This is a genomic window from Acidibrevibacterium sp. (genome assembly GCF_049965395.1).
In the GTDB taxonomy this organism is placed as follows: domain Bacteria; phylum Pseudomonadota; class Alphaproteobacteria; order Acetobacterales; family Acetobacteraceae; genus Acidibrevibacterium; species Acidibrevibacterium fodinaquatile.
The window spans coordinates 1-21,823 of the sequence record NZ_JBMFWJ010000006.1; the positions used below are offsets into that span (position 1 = coordinate 1).

Genomic DNA, 21,823 nt, shown 5'->3' on the forward strand with positions numbered 1-21,823 from the left:
TCACGCCGGCGGTCATTGGCGTACCAGTAGTTCTGCATCATGCCGAGGATCATAAAGACGTGGCGATGCTCGCGCATGAAACGCCGGCGAGCGGTGCCGAGGGCGCGCGGATCACCGCTGGCGCAGAACGTATCCGCCGCCTCACCGGCCAGCCGCCCGCCCAGCATCGCGTAATAGATGCCCTCGCCCGAAGCCGGCGCGACCACCCCGGCGGCATCGCCAGCGAGCACCACGTTGCGGCCATTGTCCCAGCGCCGCAGCGGCCGGAGCGGAATCGGGGCGCCTTCGCAACGCAGGGTTTTAGCGCTGTCGAGACCGGCCTCGGCGCGAACCGCGCCGACCGCCTTGCGCAAGGAGAACCCCTTACACGCCGAGCCGGTGCCGACGCTCACCGTCTGCCCATGCGGAAATACCCACGCGTAGAAATCCGGCGATAACGTGCCGCGATAGTAAATATCACAGATTTCGCCATCGAAACCGCGGCTGGCCGCCCTCGGCGCGCGGATGACCTCGTGATAGGCGAAGACGAAAGAGGCGCGATCGTAAGCGGCAATGGTCTGCCGCGCCACCGCCGACAGCGCGCCATCGGCGCCGATCACGACCCGGGCGCGGGCATTGGCCGGCGTGCCGGGATGACCATCGGCCCCGGCCTGATAATGGACGCGCGCGAGTCCATCGTCGTCTTCGGTGATGCGGTCGAAACGACCGGTGATACGCACTGCCCCGGCAGCCGCGGCGCGCTGGCGCAGCCATTCGTCGAACACGTCACGATCGACCATGCCGACGAAGCCGTCGGCGATCGGCATGGCGATCTCGCGCGCCTGCGGTGAAATGACGCGTGCGCCATGCACCCGAGCGACGAGGAGGTTATCGGGAATGGCGAAATCGCGCAGCAAACGTGGCGGGATCGCGCCGCCGCACGGTTTGATGCGGCCGCCGCGATCGAGGAGCAACACCGCGCGGCCACGCTGGGCGAGATCATGCGCGGCGGTGGCGCCGGCCGGGCCGCCTCCGACGATGGCGACATCGAAGATGGGATCAGCGAAAGAGGCCCGTGCTGCCATCGGCGTCATTGTCCCACGATCGCGCCCGCCGGCAGGGCGAGAGCCGTGATCAGCATGCCGAGAACGTAAAGGCTGGTGCCGGTGGCGTTGTACCAGGGAGCACGATCACGCGGACGTTCGAGAAGCCGGATCATGAGCAATACCTGGCCGGCAAGGAGAAGCGCGATCGCCGCGGCGGTGCGTGGCCGGTCCCAGGCGAACAGCAGCGCCACCATCACCAGCTGCGGCAGCGCCATCACCACGCAGGCGAGACGGGCCGCGCGTTCCTCGCCGAGGCGGACCGGCAGCGAGCCGATGCCGGTGGCGCGATCGCCGGCGACCGATTTGAAATCATTCAATGTCATGATGCCATGGGCACCGACGCTATAGAGGAAGGCGGCGATGGCGATATGCCAGCCGGGTAGCCCGCCCATCATCACCGCGGCCCCGGTGACCCAGGGCAATCCCTCATAACAGAGGGCGACGGCGGTGTTACCCCACCAGCCGTTTTGTTTGAGCCGCAACGGGGGAGCGCTATAGGCCCAGGCGAAGGCGAGCCCGATCGCCGAGGCGGCAAAGCCGACGCGACCGAGCGCGGTCGCCACCAGCAGGGAAAGACCGGTCCAGCCGATCGCGATGTAAAGCCCCCAGCGACGCGGCACACGGCCGGAGGGAATCGGCCGTCCCGGTTCGTTGATGGCATCGACCGCGCGGTCAAACCAGTCGTTCACCGCTTGGCTGGTGCCACACACGAGGGGGCCGGCCACCAGCAGTCCGGCAAGGATCACCGGCCAGCGCCCGGCCAATGGCCAGCCGGCAGAGACCAGGCCGCAGCCGAACGCCCATACCGGGGCAAACCAAGTGATCGGCTTCAAAAGCTCAATGACCGATGGCAGGGAAGGGCGGGCGAGGCGCACGTCACTCGGCATCACATCTCTCCGCGTTCGGGCGTGAGGTCGCCGAGGCCATAGCGGCGGAGCTTGGTATAAAGGCCCTGCCGGCTGAGGCCGAGAATCTCGGCGGCCGAAGCGCGATTGTCGCCAGTCATCTCGAGCGCCGCCTCGATGCACAGGCGCTCGACGATGTCGGTCGCCTCGCGCACCAGCTCCTTAAGCGGAACACGGCCAATCAGCTCGGTGAGTTCGTTGACCGAACGCAAGACCGCGCGCCCTGGCGGCGTGCTCGCGGGGGCGATGGCGCCTAATCGCCGGCCGACATTGCGGATGGCAAAGCCAAGGCAGGGCCGTTGGTCCTGCCCTTCCCCCGCGCCCGAGCCATCCTCGTTGGTATCGCCGGTGGTCGTCTCAGGCGTTTCGTCGCTGGCCGAAAGGACGACGGCGGACACCTCCACCTCGGCGACGGCGCCGAACTGATCGCGAAGCGTGGTTGGAAACAGCTTGACGGTGCCGTGCTGGCGGAGATTGGCGAGCAGGACACGAAGCGCAACCCCGGGCTGACCGAGCCAGTTGTCGAGCGACAATCCCCGTGCGTCGCGTTCGCTCGCGATCTGGGCCATTGTCAGAAACGCCACATTGGCGGCGAGGATGCGGCCCTCGGCATCGGTGACGACGAAGCCGTCGGGCGCGCGCTCGATCAGCGCCAGCAACCGGGTTTGCGCCGCCCGTGGCAGCGTCGGTCGGCGTTCGCGCTCCGGCGAAATGATGCGCACGAGGCAAAGCTTTTGCCCGCCCTGGCGAAAGAGATGCGCCGAGACCGAGACCACCCGCCCGCCATCGGCAAGGCGCGCGCGAATTGGCTCGGCCTCGTCGGCGGCGCGGGCGCCGCTCAGGGCGGCGCGGAGCGCCGGCTCGCTCGCCGGGTCAAACAAGTCGGTGGCGACAAGACCAAGCAAGGTCCGTGCCCGATCGTCGAACAGCACCCGCGCCGCAGGATTGGCCTCGCGGATTTTGAGCGTCGTCGCATCCGCGACCACGACCGCCTCTGACGAGACCTGAAACAGAATCCGGTAACGCGTCTCCATCTGCAGGAGCCGCGCATATTCCTCTTCCATCATCTGCTGCGCGTCGACGAGACGCTGCTGCAACTCGGTGATTCCTCGCAAATCGCGGCCGAAGCCGACGAGGCGGCCCGTTTTACTCACTCTCACCAGCGTGAGCAGGATGGGAATTGTGGTTTTGTCTGGGGCCAGGAACCTGACCGGGCGCCAATGGGGGGTATCGCGCTCTGACGCCTCGGCGAGCAGGGTACCGACGACCGTCCGGCTCTCACTGTCGATCACCTCGGTCACACGGCGCCCGGACCAATAGCCGCCCGGATCGAGCGCATCCGCCAGCCCGTCGCTCTCGAAGGCAATGTCCCGGATCACGCCATCGGGGTCGAGAATCAGGGACATGTCAGCGGCCACCGCAATCAGGGTCGCCGCCATGTCGGGATCGAGCCCACCAACCCACCGCTCTGGAGAGATGAACGCTTTCACAAGGGTGAACACAACCTATTTTTTCAGGACTCTCCGGGAGAAGCCTCATCCGCCCGCCGCTGTCAATCATTTTAGTCTGAGTAAGTGTCAAGTTCGGAAAACCAGCCATGAGCAGAGATCGCGTGCCTGTCGCGCCGCTTCGCGGGCATCGAGAGCGGCGGCGTCGGCGCCGACCAGGTGAACCATCTCCGGATGTTGGGTGAATGTCGGCCCGAGCACCAAAACGCCAAGGGCCGGATTCAGTGAGGCGCGCCGGACCGCGCGGATGCCGCGTGCCATCGCCTCGAATCGCGCCTCGGATGCGATCGACAGACCGACAATACTGAACCATTCCCCATGCACGCGTTGCGTCAAGGCGAGCCGGGTGGCGGCGGGCTCGTCGTTCACTTGCCATCCTTGACGCCGCAGGAACGCCGCCGCGATCAGCATTTCCAGCCGCTCTTGCTCGCCGGGCAGGGTGGTAAGAAGTGCCCGCGGCGCGCTCACCGGCGTTACCGTATGGGTGTCGAACCGCGCCAGGAGATGACGCAGCAAGCGCTTCAGATGCCATTCGGCAAGCATTGCCGCGACCCAGTCTTCGCCATGCGCGTTGCAGAGCGTTTCCACCCGTTCGGCCGCCGGTGCCAGCACCTTGAGCAGGAGCGAGTCAAAGCAGATGCCGCAGGCGAGAATGCGATCGGCGCAGGCGATCATCCCGGCGGCGTCATGGGCGAGCGCCAGGGCCACCATCTCCGCGACGCTCGCGCCCGTCACTCTCTCGCCCGTCGCTATCTCCTGATCCGTTGGCTCATAACGGTCGCGATGCGGCGGGTGGGCGAGCCGCAGACGCGGGATCAGTTCTTGCGCGACCAGCCGCGCGAGTGTTGCGGCGCGGTCACGGGCATCGTTGGCGCCATGCGCCAACACGGCGCCGCGTGTCACACTGAGCGTTTGGCAGCCGGGAGGGGGTTTTGTCCGCGGCGCGGACGGGCGGCCGCGAACCACGGGCAGGTCATACGACCAACATTGCGATGCGTCGGAGTTGGGCTGCGAGAGATCGTTCATCGGCCGTTTCCTCGTGCACATAGTGACGTTTTTCGCTCTCGAGTGTCAATCAAAATTTACGTCTTTTCTTCTTGACAGTCGTCGCGGGCCAGCCCTAGGCTCGCTCTGGTGCTGATAACGGCACGGGAGGAAACGATGGGCGGTCATGGCCTAAACTCCTGCTTCAACGTCACGATAAAGTGGAATCGTGGGAGATCGGCGCGCGCTTCGAAGATCGTGACAGGGATGCCAGCGCAGCGTCGGAGGATTGTCAAGTGAACATGACAAATAATCCATTTCAGCGCTGGCTCGACGCGGCTGACTGTTGTCCTTTTGGGACAACCGCTGGCCGTGGCTACGCCCTAGAGCACCCCCGTCACGAGAGCGCCGTTCGCCGCCCCGCGCCCCGGCTGCTCTACACCCCCGAGCAGCGTCAGCGCCGCGACGCCTCTGCCTGGACGATCGTGCAGGGGGTGCTCGCGCAGGTGCAGTTCGTCGTTTTTCTCGCAAGCCTCAGCCTGGTGCTGCGTTATCTCGGCACCGGACAGGGATATGGCCTCGCCACCGCCTCCATCGTCGTCAAGACCGGCATTCTGTTTGCCATCCTGTTTACCGGCTCGCTCTGGGAGCACGACGTTTTCGGCCGCTATCTGTTCGCGCCGGCATTCTTCTGGGAGGATGTGGTGAGCCTGCTCGTCCTCGCCCTTCATGCCGCCTACGTCGTCGCTCTTCTCACCGGCGCGCTCGATCCCATCGGTCAAATGCTGCTGGCGCTTGCCGGCTATGCGGCGTATGTCGTCAACGCGACGCAGTTCCTGATCAAATTCGGGATCGCTCGGCGCAATCAACGCGAGACCGCGTTCAGCTCGGTGCCACGCTGATGAGTAGCGCGTCGCTCGCAATGCCGCTCTCGCCCTGTAGTTCCCCTCTGGCTGCGGCCGCGGGCGGGAAGGAGGCGGTGGTGATGCGTCGCGAGCGCGGCCAGCGCGAGGTGTTCTGCGGCCTCACCGGCATCGTTTGGCTGCATCGCAAGATCCAGGGCGCGTTCTTTCTCGTCGTCGGCTCGCGCACGTGCGCGCATCTGTTGCAATCCGCCGCTGGAGTCATGATTTTCGCCGAGCCGCGCTTTGCCACCGCGATCATCGGCGAGCGCGACCTCGCCGGCAGTGCTGATGCGAATGACGAGCTCGATCGCGTGGTCGATCGCCTGATCGCCCGCCGGCCCGAAATCCGGCTTTTGTTTTTGGTCGGCTCCTGTCCGTCCGAAGTCATCAAGCTCGACCTCGCCCGCGCCGCCGAGCGTCTTTCGCGCCGGCTTGCCCCTGCCGTCCGAGTGCTGAGCTATTCGGGCAGCGGCATCGAAACCACCTTCACTGAAGGTGAGGATGCGTGTCTTGCGGCGATGGTGCCCGATCTGCCCGCGGCGAGCGACGCGCCCTCCCTCCTCATCGTCGGCGCGCTGGCGGAAATGGTCGAGGATCAGCTGCGCCGCCAGTTCCAGGCGATCGGCATCGAGCACGTGCACTTCCTGCCGCCGCGCCGCGCCGAGGCCCTGCCGCCGGTCGGGCGGCAAACCCGATTCCTGCTCGCCCAGCCATTTCTCGCCGCGACCGCGCGCGCGCTCGAGGAACGTGGCGCAAGCGGGATCGCCGCGCCGTTTCCCCTCGGCGCCGAAGGCAGCACGCTGTGGCTTGCTGCCGCTGCCGCGGCCTTCTCGATCCCTCCCGGGAAGGTCGCGGCGGTTGCCGCGGCGGGCGAGGCGCGGGCACGACAGGCTCTGACCGCACGGCGCGCCGAGCTGGCCGGCAAGCGGGTGTTCTTTTTTCCCGACTCGGCCCTCGAGATCCCGCTCGCCCGCTTTCTTGCGCGCGAACTCGGCATGCAGATCATCGAAGTCGGCACGCCCTATCTCCATCGCCGCCATATGGCGAGCGAACTCGCCCTCTTGCCGCCCGCAACCGTGCTCAGCGAAGGCGCGGATGTCGAACGCGCGCTCGATCGCTGCCGTGCCGCCCGCCCCGATCTCGTGGTCTGTGGCCTCGGTCTCGCCAACCCCCTGGAGGCCGAGGGGCTAACCACCAAATGGTCGATTGAGCTGTTATTCACCCCGATCCATGGCCACGATCAGGCGGCCGATCTCGCCGCCCTATTCGCCCGCCCATTCGATCGCCGCGCCCGGCTCAAGGTGTAGAGCAATGGAGCTGACGCTCTGGACCTATGAAGGGCCTCCCCATATCGGCGCGATGCGGATCGCGGCGGCGATGCGCGGAGTGCATTACATTCTCCACGCGCCGCAGGGTGATACCTACGCCGATCTTTTATTCACCATGATCGACCGCGCGAAAACGCGCCCGCCGGTGACCTACACGACATTTCAAGCGCGCGATCTCGGCGGCGACACGGCGGACTTGTTCAAGACGGCGGTGAGCGAGGCGTATCAGCGGTTTCGCCCGGAGTTGCTGCTGGTCGGCGCCTCCTGCACTGCCGAGTTGCTCCAGGATGACCCGGGCGGGCTTGCCCGCGCGGTTGGGGTGCCGGTGCCGGTGGTGCCGCTTGAGTTGCCTGCCTATCAGCGGAAAGAAAATTGGGGCGCGTCTGAGACCTTTTATCGTCTGGTGCGGGCGTGTTGCGAGCCGCCGGCCGGCACCGTCCTTCCCGCCCGCGCGCCGCGACCGGCCGATGTTCGGCCACGCTGCAACATTCTCGGGCCGACGGCACTCGGCTTTCGCCATCGCGACGATGTGCACGAGATCACCGGCCTGCTTACGGCGCTCGGCGTTGAGGTCGCGGTCATCGCCCCGCTTGGTGCGACGCCAGGCGATCTCGCACGCCTTGGCGAGGCCGATTTCAATGTCGTGCTCTACCCGGAAATCGCTGCCACGGCGGCGGCGTGGCTGGGGCGCCGCTTCGCCCAACCGGCGACGCGGACGATCCCGATCGGCGACGGCGCGACGCGCGATTTCATCGCTGAAGTCGAGGCACTCGCCGGACTCGATCCGGCCCGCCGGCCGCCACTCCCGAGCGCGCGGGCGGCATGGTATTCGCGTTCGGTCGATGCGACCTATCTCACCGGCCGGCGAGTGTTCATTTTCGCCGATGCCACGCACGCGATCGCCGCTGCCCGTGTTGCCCGCGACGAACTCGGCTTCACCGTCGTCGGGCTTGGCAGCTATAGCCGTGAATTCGGCCGCGAGATTCGCGCCGCCGCCGCAGACTATGGCGTCGAACCTCTGATCAGCGACGATTACCTCGAGGTCGAAGCGAAGATTGCCGAACTCGGTCCCGATCTGGTGCTGGGCACGCAGATGGAGCGCCATATCGCCAAGCGCCACCGCATTCCCTGCGCCGTGATTTCGGCGCCGACCCATGTCGAGGATCATCCTGCGCGCACCGCGCCGCAAATGGGGATCGAAGGCATGAACGTGCTCTTCGACACTTGGGTGCATCCATTGATGATGGGACTTGAGGAACATCTGCTGAAAATGTTCCGCGAGGATGTCGAATTTCATCCGCAAGCCGGCCCCTCACATCTCGGGGCGAGTACGGGCGAAAGCTTGGGCATCGCTGGTGACGCGGGGAGAGTTGCCGGCCAGGTTATCTGGACTGCCGAGGCTGAGCAGGCGCTGGCCCGGATCCCGTTTTTCGTGCGCGGCAAGGCGCGGCGCAATACCGAGCGCTTCGCCGCCGAGCGCGGGCTTGAACACATCACCGTAGAGGCGCTCTACGATGCCAAAGCCCATTTCAGCCACTGACCCTCACCCTGCGCGGGTGGTGGTGGTGACGATGGACAGTCACCTCGCTGGCGCGCTGACACGGGCGGCGGCCACGCTCGCGGCGGAGCGGGTGGGGATTTCGGTGGTGCTGCACGCCGCCGATGAGTGGGAAGGCGATCCCGGAGCCCTCGCTCGCTGCCACGACGACATTGCGACCGGCGATATCGTCTTCGTCGCCATGTTGTTTCTCGACGACCATATCCGCCTCGTGCTGCCGGCGCTCGCGGCGCGGCGTGAGACATGTCAGGCGATGTTGGCGTGCGTGTCGGCGGCGGAGGTGGTGCGGCTTACGAAGCTTGGCAGCTTCGATATGGCGAAGGAGGCGAGTGGACCGTTTGCGCTGTTGAAGCGGCTGCGTGGCAGCAAGCGCAGCGGGCCCGCGAGCGGCCGGGCTGATATGCGTCTTCTGCGCCAATTGCCGCGGCTGCTGCGCTTCATTCCCGGCACCGCCCAAGACGTCCGTGCGTATTTCATGGCACTGCAATACTGGCTCGCCGGGTCCGAGGAAAACCTTGCCAATCTTCTGCGCATGTTGGTCGATCGCTACGCGGGCGGTTCGCAGCATGGGCGGCGAGCAAGCAAGCCGGCTGCGCCGCCGCGCGCCTATCCCGAGGTCGGGCTCTATCATCCGCGCGCCAGGCTGCCGATTTTCGAACGTCTTGGCGAACTTCCGCACGCCAATGCGCCCGCCGGCACGGTTGGTCTCTTGATGATGCGGTCTTACGTGCTCGCTGGCAATGCCACACACTACGATGGTGTGATCGCCGCTCTTGAGGCAAAAAACCTCAATGTGGTGCCGGCCTTCGCGAGCGGGCTCGACCAGCGCCCCGCGATCGAGCGCTATTTCATGGCCGAAGGCCGGCCCGCGGTCGATGCCGTGCTGTCACTTACCGGCTTCTCTCTGGTCGGCGGTCCCGCCTACAACGATGCGCGCGCCGCCGAGGCGATGCTCGCCACCCTCGATGTCCCCTACATCGCCGCCCATCCCATCGAATTCCAGACGCTTGAGCAATGGCAGGCCGATCCGCGCGGCCTGACACCGGTTGAGGCGACGATGATGGTCGCGCTGCCCGAACTCGATGGCGCGATCTGGCCGATGACCTTCGGTGGCCGCTCGTCGGCAGCAGGCGAGGGGCGGCGGCGCGACATGACAGCGCATGACGAACGCACGGCGATGCTGGCCTCGCGCGTTGCGCGGCTGATCGCCCTTCGCAATCCGGCGCGAAAGCGTGAGCGGCGGCTGGCCATTGTCCTCTTCAATTTTCCGCCCAATGCTGGGGCCGTTGGCACGGCGGCCTATCTTTCGGTCTTTGCCTCGCTCCACAACATTCTCCGCGCCCTCGCCGGCGCTGGCTGGCAGGTCGAGGTCCCGCCAAGCGTCGATGCTCTGCGCGCGCGTATCATCGAGGGGAATGCCGCGCGTTTCGGCGCCCCGGCCAATGTGCTCGCCTGCATCTCAGCCAATGACCATCTTCGCAAGGAACGCTGGATCGACGAGATCGAGCGCCAATGGGGCCCCGCGCCAGGCCGCGCCCAGAGCGATGGCAGCGCGATCCACATCTATGGTGAGAGATTCGGCAATGTCGTGGTCGGCGTGCAGCCGGCGTTTGGCTACGAGGGCGATCCGATGCGCCTTCTGCTGTCGCAGGGGTGTGCGCCGACACACGCGTTTTCTGCGTTCTACAGATATCTTCGTGAAGATTTTGCGGCGGATGCGGTGTTGCATTTCGGAACTCATGGCGCGCTCGAATTCATGCCTGGCAAACAGGCCGGTCTCTCGGCCGCCTGCTGGCCCGATCGGCTGATTGGCGATCTCCCGAATTTCTATCTCTACGCCTCGAACAATCCCGCCGAGGGATCGCTTGCCAAGCGACGCATCGGGGCGACGCTGATCAGCTATCTCACTCCCCCGGTCACCCATGCCGGGCTTTATCGCGGGCTTGCCGATCTCAAGGTCTCGGTCGATCGCTGGCGCACCGCAGGCGATGAGAGTGACACGGGAGCGCGCGAGGATCTCGTCTCCCTGATCCAGGCGCAGGCGGTCGCGGTCAATCTCGCGCAACCCCACCCGCCATGGACGCTGGCGAGCGCCGCTATCGAGATCCCGCATCTTGGCGAAAAGCTCCTCGCTCTCGAATACACCCTGATCCCGCACGGCCTGCACGTGGTTGGCGCACCCCCGGAGGCATCGGCGCGCGCAGAAATGCTCGATGCCGCCGGCATCACCGATCCCGCGCGACGCGCAACGCTCGATGCCTTGCTTGCGGTTGACCACGAGATCCCGGCCCTCCTCCATGCCCTCGATGGTGGATATGTGCCGCCGGCGCCGGGCGGTGATCTTCTGCGTAATCCAGATGTTTTGCCGACGGGGCGCAATCTGCACGGCTTTGACCCGTTTCGCATTCCTAGTCGGTTCGCGGTGAGCGATGGCGCGCGGCAGGCCGAGCGGCTATTGGCGCGTCACGTCGCCGATGCTGGCGGTTTGCCGGAGACCATCGCCCTTGTGCTGTGGGGCACCGACAACCTCAAAACCGAGGGCGGGGCGATCGCGCAAGCGCTCTGGCTGCTCGGGGCCGAGCCACGGCATGATGGCTACGGTCGGCTTAGCGGGGCGGCATTGGTGCCGCTCGGCCGGCTCGGGCGGCCGCGGATCGACGTCGTTGTGACACTTTCTGGGATTTTCCGCGATCTTTTGCCGATGCAGACCCGCCTGCTTGCCGAAGCGGCGCTGCTGGCGGCGAGCGCCGAGGAGCCCGAGACCGAGAATTTCGTCCGCAAGCACGCGCTCGCCTACCAAAAGATGCATGGTGGCACGATTGCCGAGGCCAGCCTCCGCGTGTTCGGCAATGCCGACGGCGCTTACGGGGCCAATGTCAATCTGATGCTTGATCATGGCGCCTGGCACGACGAGGACGAACTCGCCGAGGCATTCGTGCGCCGCAAGGGCTTCGCCTACGGCGTCGATGGGCGGCCGGCGCGACATGACCAGGTGCTCACGCATGTGCTGAGCCATGTCGATGCAACCTATCAAAATCTCGATTCGGTCGAACTGGGTGTTACCACCATCGATCATTATTTTGATAGTCTCGGCGGCATCAGCGGGGCCGTCCGCCGCCTGCGCGGCAACCCGGCTTCGGTCTATATCGGCGATCAGACGCGCAGCGAAGGTGTCGTGCGCAGCCTTGCCGAACAGGTCGCGCTCGAAACCCACACCCGCATGCTCAATCCGAAGTGGTATGAGCCTTTGCTCAGCCACGGCCATGAGGGCGTGCATCAGATCGCGGGGCATATCACCAACACCCTCGGCTGGTCGGCGACCACGGGCGACGTCGCGCCCTGGGTCTATCAGAAACTCAGCGAAACCTATGTGCTCGATGCCACCATGCGCGCGCGGCTAGCAAGCCTCAACCCGATTGCCTCGGCAAGGATCGCCGGCCGCCTCCTGGAAGCGCACGAGCGTCATTACTGGTCTCCTGATGACGATGTCCTCGAGGCCCTGCGCCGCGCTCACGAGGAGTTGGAAGATCGGGTCGAAGGCATCGGCGTGGAAAAAATCTCATGACAGTATCAGCGATAACGTCGCGTTTCCGTCCTGCGACCTCCGCTTTGCGAGGCGGCGATGGCGAGGGGAGTGTCCAGGTGGCGCTTGATCCCGCAACCCGCATCGATACCGCAAAAGTCTTTGCGGTTTATGGAAAAGGCGGAATCGGCAAGAGCACGACTTCGTCCAATCTCTCGGTTGCCTTTGCCAAGCTTGGCAAGCGGGTTCTGCAGATCGGCTGTGATCCGAAGCATGACTCGACGTTTACGCTTACCAAACGCTTGGTGCCGACGGTGATCGACATTCTCGAGCAAGTGGATTTTCACGCTGAGGAAGTGCGGCCGGAGGATTTCGTCTTTCCCGGCTATGCCGGGGTTCTCTGTGTCGAGGCTGGCGGGCCGCCGGCGGGCACCGGGTGTGGCGGCTATGTCGTCGGGCAGACGGTAAAGCTGCTCAAAGAGCATCATCTCCTCGAAGAGACCGATGTTGTCATCTTCGATGTTCTTGGTGACGTGGTGTGCGGCGGATTTGCCTCGCCGTTGCAGCATGCCGAGCGCGCCTTGGTGGTCGCTGCCAATGATTTCGACTCGATCTTCGCGATGAACCGGATCATCGCTGCGATCCGCGCGAAGGCACGCAATTACGATGTTCGGCTCGGTGGCGTCATCGCTAACCGGAGCGCCTCGTGCGACCAAATCGATCGTTTCAATGACGCGGTCGGGCTTAAAACGCTTGCCACCTTTCCTGATCTCGATGCGATCCGAAAGAGCCGCCTTCGTAAATCGACACTGTTTGAGATGGAAGGCCTGCCTGAACTCGATGCCGTTAGGGAGGAATATTTGCGTCTTGCGGCCTTACTCTGGGCGGGCTCCGCTCCTTTGGAGGTGACGTCACTCAAGGACCGCGACATTTTCGATCTGTTGGGATTCGACTGATGTTGGGAACGACCTATCAGGAACGGCGGGCGCAGCTTTTTGCCTATTTCGATGGCACGGCGCGGGAAGCGTGGAAACGGCTGACGTCCGACGCGCCGCTCTCTGCGATCCGCGCGACGGTACGCGCCGGGCGTGAGGCGATGCGGGAGACGTTGCTCGGCTGGCTGCCGGACGATCTCTCTGGCCGTCGCATCCTCGATGCGGGGTGCGGCACCGGGCTTTTAGCGCTGGCGGCGGCGGCGCGTGGCGCCGAGGTGGTGGGGGTCGATCTCTCTCCTGGCTTGATCGCGCTTGCGCGTGAGCGCGCCAGCGCAACGCCGTTTGCCGCGCGCATTACTTTCCTCGCCGGCGACATGCTCGCCAGCGACGTGCTGGGACACGAAGATCATCGATTTGATCACGTGATTGCCATGGATTCGCTGATCCATTATCAGCCTGCTGACGCGGTCGCCGCGATCGCGATGTTTACCCGAAGTGCTCGCCGTTCGGTTCTTGTCACGTTTGCGCCGCTCACGTTCGCGCTTGGTGCGATGCACGCCGCAGGGCGCCTCTTCCCGCGCAACAACCGCGCGCCTGCCATTGTTCCGGTCGCTGCCCGGGCCCTTCGGCGGCGCCTTGCTGCCGAGCCGATGCTTGCAGCGATGCCCGCGCGACGCCAGCGTGTCGCGCGTGGGTTTTACATCTCGGAGGCGTTGGAGATGGTGGTGCGATGAGCCTCTCGCGACCCCGGTTCGTGGCGGCATGGACCAGGATTGATCCACGCTATCTGCCATTCTCCGATGCGGCGACGCCCGAACTTCCGCCTGCGCGGCTGTTTCGTCTCTCGCTGTTTCAGGTCTCGGTTGGCATGACGGCGGTTCTGTTGATCGGCACGCTCAACCGGGTGATGATCGTCGAATTCGCGGTGCCGGCGTGGCTGGTCGCGGGAATGGTGTCGCTGCCGCTGATCTTCGCGCCGTTTCGCGCCCTGGTGGGGTTTCGCTCCGACGTTCACCGCTCAGTACTTGGCTGGCGCCGCATACCCTATATCTGGTTGGGCGCTATGTTTCAATTCGGTGGGCTTGCGATCATGCCCTTCGCGTTGATCGTGCTCTCGGGCGATGTCAGGGGCGGACCGGTTATCGTTGGCGACATCGCGACGGCGCTGGCGTTTTTGATGATTGGCGCTGGCTTGCACACCACCCAGACCGTTGGTCTCGCACTCGCGACCGATCTCGCGCCGGCCAAATCGCAGCCGAGTGTCGTTGCCGTGCTGTGGATGATGTTGTTGTTCGGCATGATTGGCAGCGCACTCGCGTTCGGCGTCCTTCTCGCGCCGTTCAGCGAAGTCCGACTGATCAAGGTCATCCAGGGCACGGCGCTGGTCAGTCTCGGCCTCAATGTCATCGCCATGTGGAAGCAGGAGACGCGTGATCCCGCGCGCACCATGTCCGATCGCCCGCAGCCGCGCTTTCACGAGGCGTTCAGCGCCTTTCGTGAGCAGACGCGGGCGACCCGCCGGCTGGTGGCGCTCGGCCTCGGCACCGTCGCGTTCAGCATGCAGGATATTCTGCTCGAACCTTATGGCGGGCAGATCCTGCATTTGACCGTCGCCGAGACGACAGCGTTGACGGCAGCCCTTGCCAGCGGCGGTCTTGCCGGGTTCGGGTTGGCTGCCCGCAAACTCGGCCGCGGCGCCGATCCCTATCGGCTCTCGGCGATCGGTGCCCTCATCGGGCTCGCAGCCTTCGCCGCGGTGATTTTCGCGGCCCCGCTTGCGGCGCCACTTTTGTTTGCCGCGGGCGTGTTGGCGATCGGGTTTGGTGGCGGCCTGTTTGCCCATTGTACGTTGACGGTTGCGATGAGCATGACCGGCGGTGGGATCGGTCTCGCGCTCGGAATCTGGGGCGCGGTGCAAGCGTCTGCGGCGGGGGCGGCGGTGGCGCTCGGTGGCCTGATCCGTGATGCCGTCTCGCTCTATGCGGACGCTACAAGCGGTTATGTCGTCGTCTATCATATCGAAATCGCACTTTTGTTTGCGACCCTGATTGCGATCGGCCCGCTGGTGCGGATTGCCCGTCCCGGTGATGCCGCCCCCCTACGGCTCGGCGTTGCCGGGCTGCCCGCAACATCGACCCTGCAGACGAGGTGAAGCCATGCTCCGAGGCGCCATCACCGGCTATATAGACGTCGCCCAGCTCGTTCTCTACGCGTTTTGGATCTTTTTCGCCGGGCTGATCTTCTATCTTCACCGCGAAGACAAGCGCGAGGGCTATCCGCTGGTCAGCGATGGCAAGGGCCGCGCCATCATCGAGGGTTTTCCGCCGACGCCGCGGCCAAAAATTTTTCATCTCCCGCATGGCGGCACCGTGATGGCGCCCCGCGCCGACGCCGCTCAAAATGTCAACGCGACCCCGCTCATGCCCTGGGAGGGAACGCCCTATGAGCCGATCGGCAATCCGCTTTTGGCTGGGGTTGGCCCGGGCGCCTATGCCGAGCGGGCGGATACTCCCGAACTCACCTTCGAGGGCACACCGCGGGTCGCGCCATTGCGGATCGCGACCGATTTTGCCGTCGATCCCGAGGATCCCGACCCGCGCGGCATGATCGTCATCGGCGCTGATGGCGGCCGCGCCGGCATCGTCTATGACATCTGGGTGGACCGGACGGAGCCTGATATCCGCTATCTCGAAGTCGAAGTCACGCGACGTGAAACAGTGGGGGATGAGGCGGCAGGGGATCGGGAGGCGCGGCGGGTTCTGCTGCCGATCACCTTCGCCAGCCGCATCAGCGGTGCGCGCCGCGAGGTGCGGGTGAACGCGATCACCGCCGCGCAATTCGCGGAGGTGCCGCCGCTCGCCGATCCCAACCGCGTGACGCAGCGCGAGGAGGATCGAATCGCCGCCTATTTTGCCGCCGGCACGCTGTTTGCCACCCCCGATCGTTTGGGGCCGCTGCTATGAGCGCCTCTCGCGAGCTTCCCGCGGGCAGACTTCGCAAAGCGGGTCTTCCCGGCCCGCTGCCGGCGGGGGAGGATTTGCTTTGGCAGGGGGAACCCTCTGTCATCGCGGTCGCGCGCTATGTTCTTCATCTCCCCGTGATTGCCCTCTATTTTGCCGCTCTCCTGGTTTGGCGCCTTGCGGTCATCGCCTCGGGTGGCGGCACGGCAATGGCAATGGCTGCCGCATTTGGCTGGATCGTTCTCTTGGCGACGATGGCTTTTTGCCTCATGGCCGGGATCGCGTGGCTAATCGCTCGCACCACCTGCTATACGATCACCAGCCGCAGAGTGGTGATGCATTTTGGCATGGCCCTCTCCGCCAGCATCAACCTGCCGTTCCGCTGCATCGAGGCGGCGGCGGTGAAGATCCACCGCCAGGGCAGCGGCGATATCGCGCTTACGCTCGGCGAGGACGAACGGATATCCGCTCTCATTCTTTGGCCGCATGTCCGCGCGCGTTGGTTTGGGCCGACGGAACCGGCGCTGCGCGCTCTCCCCGATGCCGCACGTGCCGCGCGCGTGCTCGCGCGGGCAATGGCCGCGGATGCGGCGCAGCGCGTCCCGGCGATGCCGGTATCAATCGTGCCGCCGCCGCCGATCGCCTCCGCCGCCGGGGTGAGGGCCTGACAATGCAGGCGACAAAGCCGCTCTTTCCGCCTATTCCGCTCGCAGGGGTTGGCATCGTTCTCGCCGCAACCATTGTGTTCGCGGTGATTGGCCGGCTTCACGGGTTTGCGGCCCCGCCGCCGGGCGAGCCGATCGAACGAAGCGCGCTCATTCGCTTCGCTGACCAGCCAGATGGCGCAATCGCCGTCTCCGCCGCGTCCGATGGCCATGTGATCGCGATGATCGCGCCGCGCAGCAACGATTTTCTGCGCGCGACGATCCATTCTCTCGCCTATGGGCGCGCTCTTTCGCATCTCGGCCCTGATCTACCGTTCCGCCTGACGATGTGGCGAAGCGGCCGCTTCACGCTCGAAGATCCGGCAACTGGCTGGCATATCGATCTCGAAGCGTTCGGCGCCACCAATGCGGCGGCTTTCGTGCCGCTGCTCGGCGATGGGAGGACATCGTGATGCGAACTCGGCGACGGATCGAAGTCTCATGTCGCGTTGAGATCGAGAAGACACCGGCGAGCCTGCACGCGCATGCGATTCCCGATGGCATCGATCTTCGCCCCGGGGATCGGGTGATCGTGCATGGCGCCCCGAGCGACATAGCCTTTGGCGAGCGGATCTCGCTCGTCTGTCGGGCAACCGTGCTCCGCGCCGGGCCGATCGTTCGCGCGTGGACCGAAATGAGCGCGTTCTTCGCGCTTACCGAACTCTATGAAGTCGGCTTTCAGCCAAAGGAGTTGCCATGACCAGCGACATTCGGCGCGAGCGTCTGTCAGAAGCATCGACGGCCGCCGCGCGCCACGACACGATCCTAAGCCCGAGATTTTATACGACTGATTTCAAGGCGATGGATCGGCTCGATGTCACCCCGGTGCGGGCCGAGTGGGATACGCTGATGGCCGAGTTCCGGCTTGATAAAAACAAGCATCATTTTATCCGCACGCCCGAATTCGATGCCGACGTCTCGGCGATGCCGCCCGCGCTACGCGCGGAATTCCTCGATTTCCTGATCAGTTCCGTGACCGCGGAATTTTCCGGCTGTGTTCTCTATGCCGAAATCAAGACCCGGATCACCAATCCCGACATCAAGGAATTGTTCGCCTTCATGAGCCGCGATGAAGCCCGGCACGCGGGTTTCATCAACGACACGCTGAAGGATTTCGGGGTCGGAGTCGATCTGAGCTTCCTCACCAAGGCCAAGAAATATCATTTTTTTCAGCCAAAGTTCATTTTTTACGCGACCTATCTTTCGGAAAAGATCGGCTATGCACGCTATATCTCGATCTATCGGCAGCTCGAGCGACACCCCGAACTGCGCATCCATCCTATTTTCAAATGGTTCAAAGAGTGGTGCAATGACGAGTTCCGTCACGGCGAGGCCTTCGCCCTGCTGATGCGCGCCAATCCCGATGTTCTGCACGGGCGCAACCGATTTTGGATCCGCTTCTTCCTGCTTGCGGTCTTCGCGACGATGTATGTCCGAGATCACGGTCGTCCGGTTTTCCATCGCGCGCTCGGTCTCGATCCGACCGAGTATGATTTTCAGGTATTTCGTATCACTAGCGAAATTTCGCGCCAGGTCTTTCCTATCGCGCTCGATCTCGACCATCCCGCTTTCAAGGCTGGCCTTGCGCGGCTCGCGCGGCTGGCTGTTTCGGCGGCGGGAGCCAAGCAGCGTGGCGGCTGGCGCGGGCGGCTCGGGCGGATCGTGGCAGCAACGGGCGCCGCGGCAACCTTGCTCCGCCTGTTTCTGATCCCGCCGCACGAGAACAAAGCGCCGCCCGAGGTGCGCCTCTCCCCGGCTTGGTAAAGGAAAGCCAGTGATGCTCTCATACGCGTTGCCCATCGGCTTTGCCTTGTTCGTGTGGTGGTTCAGCACCGGCCTCATCATCTATCTTGATGGACTACCGCGACATACATTTCGCTGGAGCATGCTCGGGGCGAGTGCGCTTTTCGTTGCCGCGCTTTATGGCCTTGCGGTGAGCAGTCGATCAGCGACCCTCGCCGGCGCCTATTGGGCGTTCACCGCTGGGGTGATCGCTTGGGGATGGCAGGAGATCAGCTTTTACATGGGTTTCGTCACCGGTCCGCGCCGGGCTCCGTGTGAGGAGGGGTGTCACGGCTGGCGGCACTTTGTGCATGCGGTGGAGACCAGTCTCTATCACGAGCTTGCCATCATCGCCGCTGCTGCTGCCGTCATCGCCCTCACGTGGGGAGAGCCCAATCAGGTCGGGACCTTTACTTTCATGATCCTCTGGTGGATGCATCAGAGCGCCAAGCTTAACGTTTTTCTCGGTGTGCGTAATCTGAATGAGGAATTCTTACCGGAGCATCTAAACTTTCTAAAAAGCTTCCTCACCAAGCGGCCGATGAACCTGCTGTTTCCCGTCTCGATCACGGTCTCAACGGTGATTGCGACCGTGTTGATTGCGGACGCACTCTCGCCCGCGGCAACGCCCTTTGATCGCCTTGCCTACATTTTTCTCGGCACGATGATGACGCTCGCCATTCTCGAGCACTGGTTTTTGGTGCTGCCTTTGCCGGCAGCGAAGCTGTGGAGCTGGTGTGATCTCGTCTCGCCCGCCGAACTGCGCGTGATCGCGACGACGCTGCAACGTCTCAATCCTGAAGTCGCGATCGTTCCAGCGATCTTTGGGATCGAGCAAGCCGGCGAGCTGAGCCGAGAGCTTTTTGTCCTGCTGCCGCATGTCGCCGACGCTGCGCATAACCATCGTGATCTGCGCGACAGATCCGGAACGGAAGACCACGCCGATCACCATCATGCCGACCATCATCATGCTCACTCTCATCATGGCGAGCATCACCACGGGGAGGCGGCGTTCGGCTTCTCGGCATGGAGCCATCCCCTCGGCTTTGCTTGTGATGCGGGTGCGCTCGAGGCGGTTCTGATCAAGGTTGCCGAGGGTGCCTATGGGCATATCGAGCGCGTAAAGGGTATCGCTCGCGCTGGCGACGGCTGGGTGCATTTCGATGTCGCTGGCGGCCGGCCAAGTATGGCTGCCTTTGCACCGGCGGAAGGCGAAGTGGCGCGAGTCGTTGCGATTGGCCGCGAGGTCGATGAACCGGGCCTTGAGCATGCGTTTGAGGCCTGCGCGGCGCTGTCTGGCGCCTAATGGGAGGAAGAGGGCTCATGAACCACGACGACAGATTTCGCCAGCAGATCGCAACCCTTCACCGCGAGGGCCGCTATCGCGTATTTGCCGATCTCGAGCGCCATGCGGGTAAGTTTCCCAGCGCGACGCAGCATGTCGCCGGTGGGCGGCGGAAGGTAACCGTCTGGTGTGCCAATGATTATCTCGGCATGGGCCAGCATCCGGCGGTGCTCGCGGCCATGCACGCGGCGATTGATCGCCATGGCGCCGGCGCTGGTGGCACACGCAATATCGCCGGCACCAATCATCTGCATGTTCTTCTGGAACAGGAACTCGCCGACCTGCATGGCAAAGAGGCAGCGCTGATCTTCAATTCCGGCTACATGTCGAATTGGGCGACGCTGAGCACGCTTGCCTCTCGCCTGCCTGGCTGCGTCGTGCTCTCGGATGCGCTCAATCATGCTTCGATGATCGAGGGGATTCGCCACAGCCGTGCGGAGAAAATCACTTTTGCGCATAATGATCCCGCGGATCTTGAACGCAAGCTGGCGGGACTTGATCCTGACCGGCCGAAGCTGATCGCCTTCGAATCGGTCTATTCGATGGATGGCGATATCGCGCCGATCGCAGCATTCTGCGATATTGCCGATGCCTACGGGGCGATGACCTATCTCGATGAAGTGCATGCGGTCGGGCTTTATGGGCTGCGCGGCGGCGGCATTGCCGAGCGTGAAGGGTTGACGTCACGGCTTACCGTCATTGAAGGCACGCTCGCCAAGGCTTTTGGCGTCATCGGTGGCTATATCGCGGGATCGGCGGCATTGTGTGATTTCGTGCGCTGCTTCGCCTCCGGATTTATTTTCACTACGGCGCTGCCGCCAGCGGTCGCGGCCGGGGCGCTGGCCAGCATTCGCCATCTCAAACAGAGCAATACCGAGCGAGCGCAGCTGCACGAGCGCGTCGCGACGGTCCGCCGTCGTCTTAGCGCGGCGGGTGTGCCGCATCTTTCGAACCCGAGCCACATCGTCCCGGTGATGGTCGGCGATGCCGTGCTCTGCAAGCAGATTAGCGATCGTTTGCTCGAGCACTTTGCGATCTATATCGAGCCGATCAATTTCCCGACGGTGCCGCGCGGCGCCGAACGCCTGCGCATCACGCCCTCGCCGCTGCACACCGACGCCGATATCGACCATATGATTGCTGCCCTGACGACCATCTGGTCGGATCTCCGACTCGATCGCGCAGCCTAGAGAGCGAGCGCATCATGGATCTCGCCCGTCCACCCATCGCCGATCTCAAACAATTCAGCCCCCGGGTGCAGGTGCGTGTGCATGGGCGCGCGCTGCCGCTTCGCGTTGGCACGCGCGCTTCGCCGCTCGCGCTAACACAGACCCGCCTCTTTCTCGACGAACTCGCGAATTTCTGCCCGCCACTGCGCAACGCCGGCGTGTTCGAGCAACATCCGATCCGTACCACCGGCGATGCCTCGCAAGCCTGTGGCGCGCGGCTCGCCGACATCGGTGGCAAGGGCTTATTCGCCAAGGAGATCCATGAGGCGTTGGCGGATGGTCGCATCGATTTCGCGGTCCACAGTCTCAAGGATCTCGAAACCACTTTGCCGCCGGGCATCGTCCTCGCCTGTACCTTAAAGCGCGAGGATGCGCGCGATGCGTTGGTGCTTGCCGACCGCAGCGACGGGCTTGATGCGCGGGTGGGGGGCGATCCGTTTGCTGGTCTCGGCCAGGGCGCGGTCATTGGCAGCGCCTCGGTACGGCGACAGGCGCAATTGTTGCACAGACGCCCTGATCTTCGCGTCGTGATGATGCGGGGGAATGTCCAGACGCGGCTCGATCGTCTCGAAACCGGCAGCTATGACGCAACTCTGCTCGCTTTCGCTGGGCTCAGACGGCTCGCGGCTACCCCACGGCGGATGATCGCGATCGATCCCGAGGTGATGGTGCCGGCCGCCGGCCAGGGGATCATAGGGATCACGGTTCGGGAGGACGAGGAAGAATTGCGCGAACTTCTGGCAGCGATTGAGGACATCGAGGCAAAGGCGGTGGCGACGGCCGAACGTGCGCTGCTCGCCACTCTCGATGGCTCTTGCCGCACGCCGATCGGGGGCTATGCGGTGGTGCTGCCGGAGGGCAGACTCCGCCTTACCGGTCTCGTGGCTCGTGAGGACGGTTCGTTTTTGCTCAAACGCTCTCTCGAAGGCGGTTGGGCCGATGCGACGCGTCTTGGCCAAGCCTTGGGCGAGGGCCTCAGGCGGGATTCACCGGGCGACATTTTCTTGTAAGGAGGGATTGACAGACCGCGTTTCGGGGCGATTTCGGAAGGATGTTTGACAGGCGAAGGGAG

At 64.4% G+C, this 21,823-nt stretch carries 19 protein-coding genes; 15 read left to right on the top strand and 4 right to left on the bottom strand.

Annotated features, from left to right (window positions below; translation table 11 throughout):
• The 4 genes from ACP5M5_RS03275 to ACP5M5_RS03290 form a co-directional block, all read right to left on the bottom strand.
• On the bottom strand, window positions 1–1,064 hold a 1,064-nt coding region (locus ACP5M5_RS03275), incomplete at its 3' end, for a geranylgeranyl diphosphate reductase (protein WP_427935521.1).
• A 5-nt stretch (window positions 1,065–1,069) separates the two neighbouring features.
• Window positions 1,070–1,972, bottom strand: a complete 903-nt coding sequence (gene chlG / locus ACP5M5_RS03280) for a chlorophyll synthase ChlG (RefSeq protein ID WP_427935522.1) — start codon at window positions 1,970–1,972, stop codon at window positions 1,070–1,072.
• The gene (ppsR, locus tag ACP5M5_RS03285; RefSeq protein ID WP_427935523.1) at window positions 1,972–3,429 is read right to left on the bottom strand and encodes a transcriptional regulator PpsR; all 1,458 of its coding nucleotides are present in this window, start codon (window positions 3,427–3,429) and stop codon (window positions 1,972–1,974) included. The genes chlG and ppsR overlap by 1 nt, the downstream gene beginning before the upstream one ends.
• A gap of 138 nt (window positions 3,430–3,567) precedes the next feature.
• Complete coding sequence (locus ACP5M5_RS03290) at window positions 3,568–4,401, bottom strand: cobalamin-dependent protein (protein ID WP_427935524.1); 834 nt, start codon at window positions 4,399–4,401, stop codon at window positions 3,568–3,570.
• 383 nt (window positions 4,402–4,784) lie between these two features.
• On the opposite strand from ACP5M5_RS03290, the gene bchF reads away from it, so the two are divergent.
• From bchF to hemC, 15 genes are all read left to right on the top strand, one after another.
• On the top strand, window positions 4,785–5,384 hold the full coding sequence (gene bchF, locus ACP5M5_RS03295; protein WP_427935526.1) for a 2-vinyl bacteriochlorophyllide hydratase: 600 nt from the start codon (window positions 4,785–4,787) through the stop codon (window positions 5,382–5,384).
• A gap of 83 nt (window positions 5,385–5,467) precedes the next feature.
• Window positions 5,468–6,694, top strand: coding sequence for a ferredoxin:protochlorophyllide reductase (ATP-dependent) subunit N (locus ACP5M5_RS03300; protein ID WP_427935527.1), 1,227 nt, complete (start codon window positions 5,468–5,470; stop codon window positions 6,692–6,694).
• A gap of 4 nt (window positions 6,695–6,698) precedes the next feature.
• Complete coding sequence (bchB, locus tag ACP5M5_RS03305) at window positions 6,699–8,255, top strand: ferredoxin:protochlorophyllide reductase (ATP-dependent) subunit B (RefSeq protein ID WP_427935528.1); 1,557 nt, start codon at window positions 6,699–6,701, stop codon at window positions 8,253–8,255.
• Window positions 8,230–11,838: a magnesium chelatase subunit H gene (locus ACP5M5_RS03310; protein ID WP_427935529.1), complete on the top strand. Its 3,609-nt coding sequence runs from the start codon at window positions 8,230–8,232 to the stop codon at window positions 11,836–11,838. Before bchB ends, ACP5M5_RS03310 begins: the two co-directional genes overlap by 26 nt.
• Before the next feature lie 77 nt (window positions 11,839–11,915).
• Window positions 11,916–12,752, top strand: a complete 837-nt coding sequence (gene bchL, locus ACP5M5_RS03315) for a ferredoxin:protochlorophyllide reductase (ATP-dependent) iron-sulfur ATP-binding protein (protein WP_427935531.1) — start codon at window positions 11,916–11,918, stop codon at window positions 12,750–12,752.
• On the top strand, window positions 12,752–13,465 hold the full coding sequence (bchM, locus tag ACP5M5_RS03320; RefSeq protein WP_427935533.1) for a magnesium protoporphyrin IX methyltransferase: 714 nt from the start codon (window positions 12,752–12,754) through the stop codon (window positions 13,463–13,465). Before bchL ends, bchM begins: the two co-directional genes overlap by 1 nt.
• Window positions 13,462–14,883 carry an MFS transporter gene (locus ACP5M5_RS03325; RefSeq protein ID WP_427935534.1) on the top strand — a complete coding sequence of 474 codons (1,422 nt, stop codon included), beginning with the start codon at window positions 13,462–13,464 and terminating at the stop codon, window positions 14,881–14,883. Before bchM ends, ACP5M5_RS03325 begins: the two co-directional genes overlap by 4 nt.
• Window positions 14,884–14,887: 4 nt before the next feature.
• On the top strand, window positions 14,888–15,694 hold the full coding sequence (gene puhA / locus ACP5M5_RS03330) for a photosynthetic reaction center subunit H (protein WP_427935535.1): 807 nt from the start codon (window positions 14,888–14,890) through the stop codon (window positions 15,692–15,694).
• On the top strand, window positions 15,691–16,359 hold the full coding sequence (puhB, locus tag ACP5M5_RS03335) for a photosynthetic complex putative assembly protein PuhB (protein ID WP_427935537.1): 669 nt from the start codon (window positions 15,691–15,693) through the stop codon (window positions 16,357–16,359). Before puhA ends, puhB begins: the two co-directional genes overlap by 4 nt.
• 2 nt (window positions 16,360–16,361) lie before the next feature.
• A complete protein-coding gene (gene puhC, locus ACP5M5_RS03340) occupies window positions 16,362–16,808 on the top strand; it encodes a photosynthetic complex assembly protein PuhC (RefSeq protein ID WP_427935538.1) in 447 nt (148 codons plus the stop codon).
• Complete coding sequence (locus ACP5M5_RS03345; RefSeq protein WP_427935539.1) at window positions 16,808–17,095, top strand: hypothetical protein; 288 nt, start codon at window positions 16,808–16,810, stop codon at window positions 17,093–17,095. Before puhC ends, ACP5M5_RS03345 begins: the two co-directional genes overlap by 1 nt.
• Complete coding sequence (acsF, locus tag ACP5M5_RS03350) at window positions 17,092–18,159, top strand: magnesium-protoporphyrin IX monomethyl ester (oxidative) cyclase (protein WP_427935540.1); 1,068 nt, start codon at window positions 17,092–17,094, stop codon at window positions 18,157–18,159. Before ACP5M5_RS03345 ends, acsF begins: the two co-directional genes overlap by 4 nt.
• 13 nt (window positions 18,160–18,172) lie before the next feature.
• Window positions 18,173–19,483 carry a putative photosynthetic complex assembly protein PuhE gene (puhE, locus tag ACP5M5_RS03355; protein WP_427935541.1) on the top strand — a complete coding sequence of 437 codons (1,311 nt, stop codon included), beginning with the start codon at window positions 18,173–18,175 and terminating at the stop codon, window positions 19,481–19,483.
• 17 nt (window positions 19,484–19,500) lie between these two features.
• Complete coding sequence (hemA, locus tag ACP5M5_RS03360) at window positions 19,501–20,712, top strand: 5-aminolevulinate synthase (RefSeq protein WP_427935543.1); 1,212 nt, start codon at window positions 19,501–19,503, stop codon at window positions 20,710–20,712.
• A 14-nt stretch (window positions 20,713–20,726) separates the two neighbouring features.
• The gene (hemC, locus tag ACP5M5_RS03365) at window positions 20,727–21,761 is read left to right on the top strand and encodes a hydroxymethylbilane synthase (protein WP_427935545.1); all 1,035 of its coding nucleotides are present in this window, start codon (window positions 20,727–20,729) and stop codon (window positions 21,759–21,761) included.
• Window positions 21,762–21,823 lie beyond the last annotated feature (62 nt).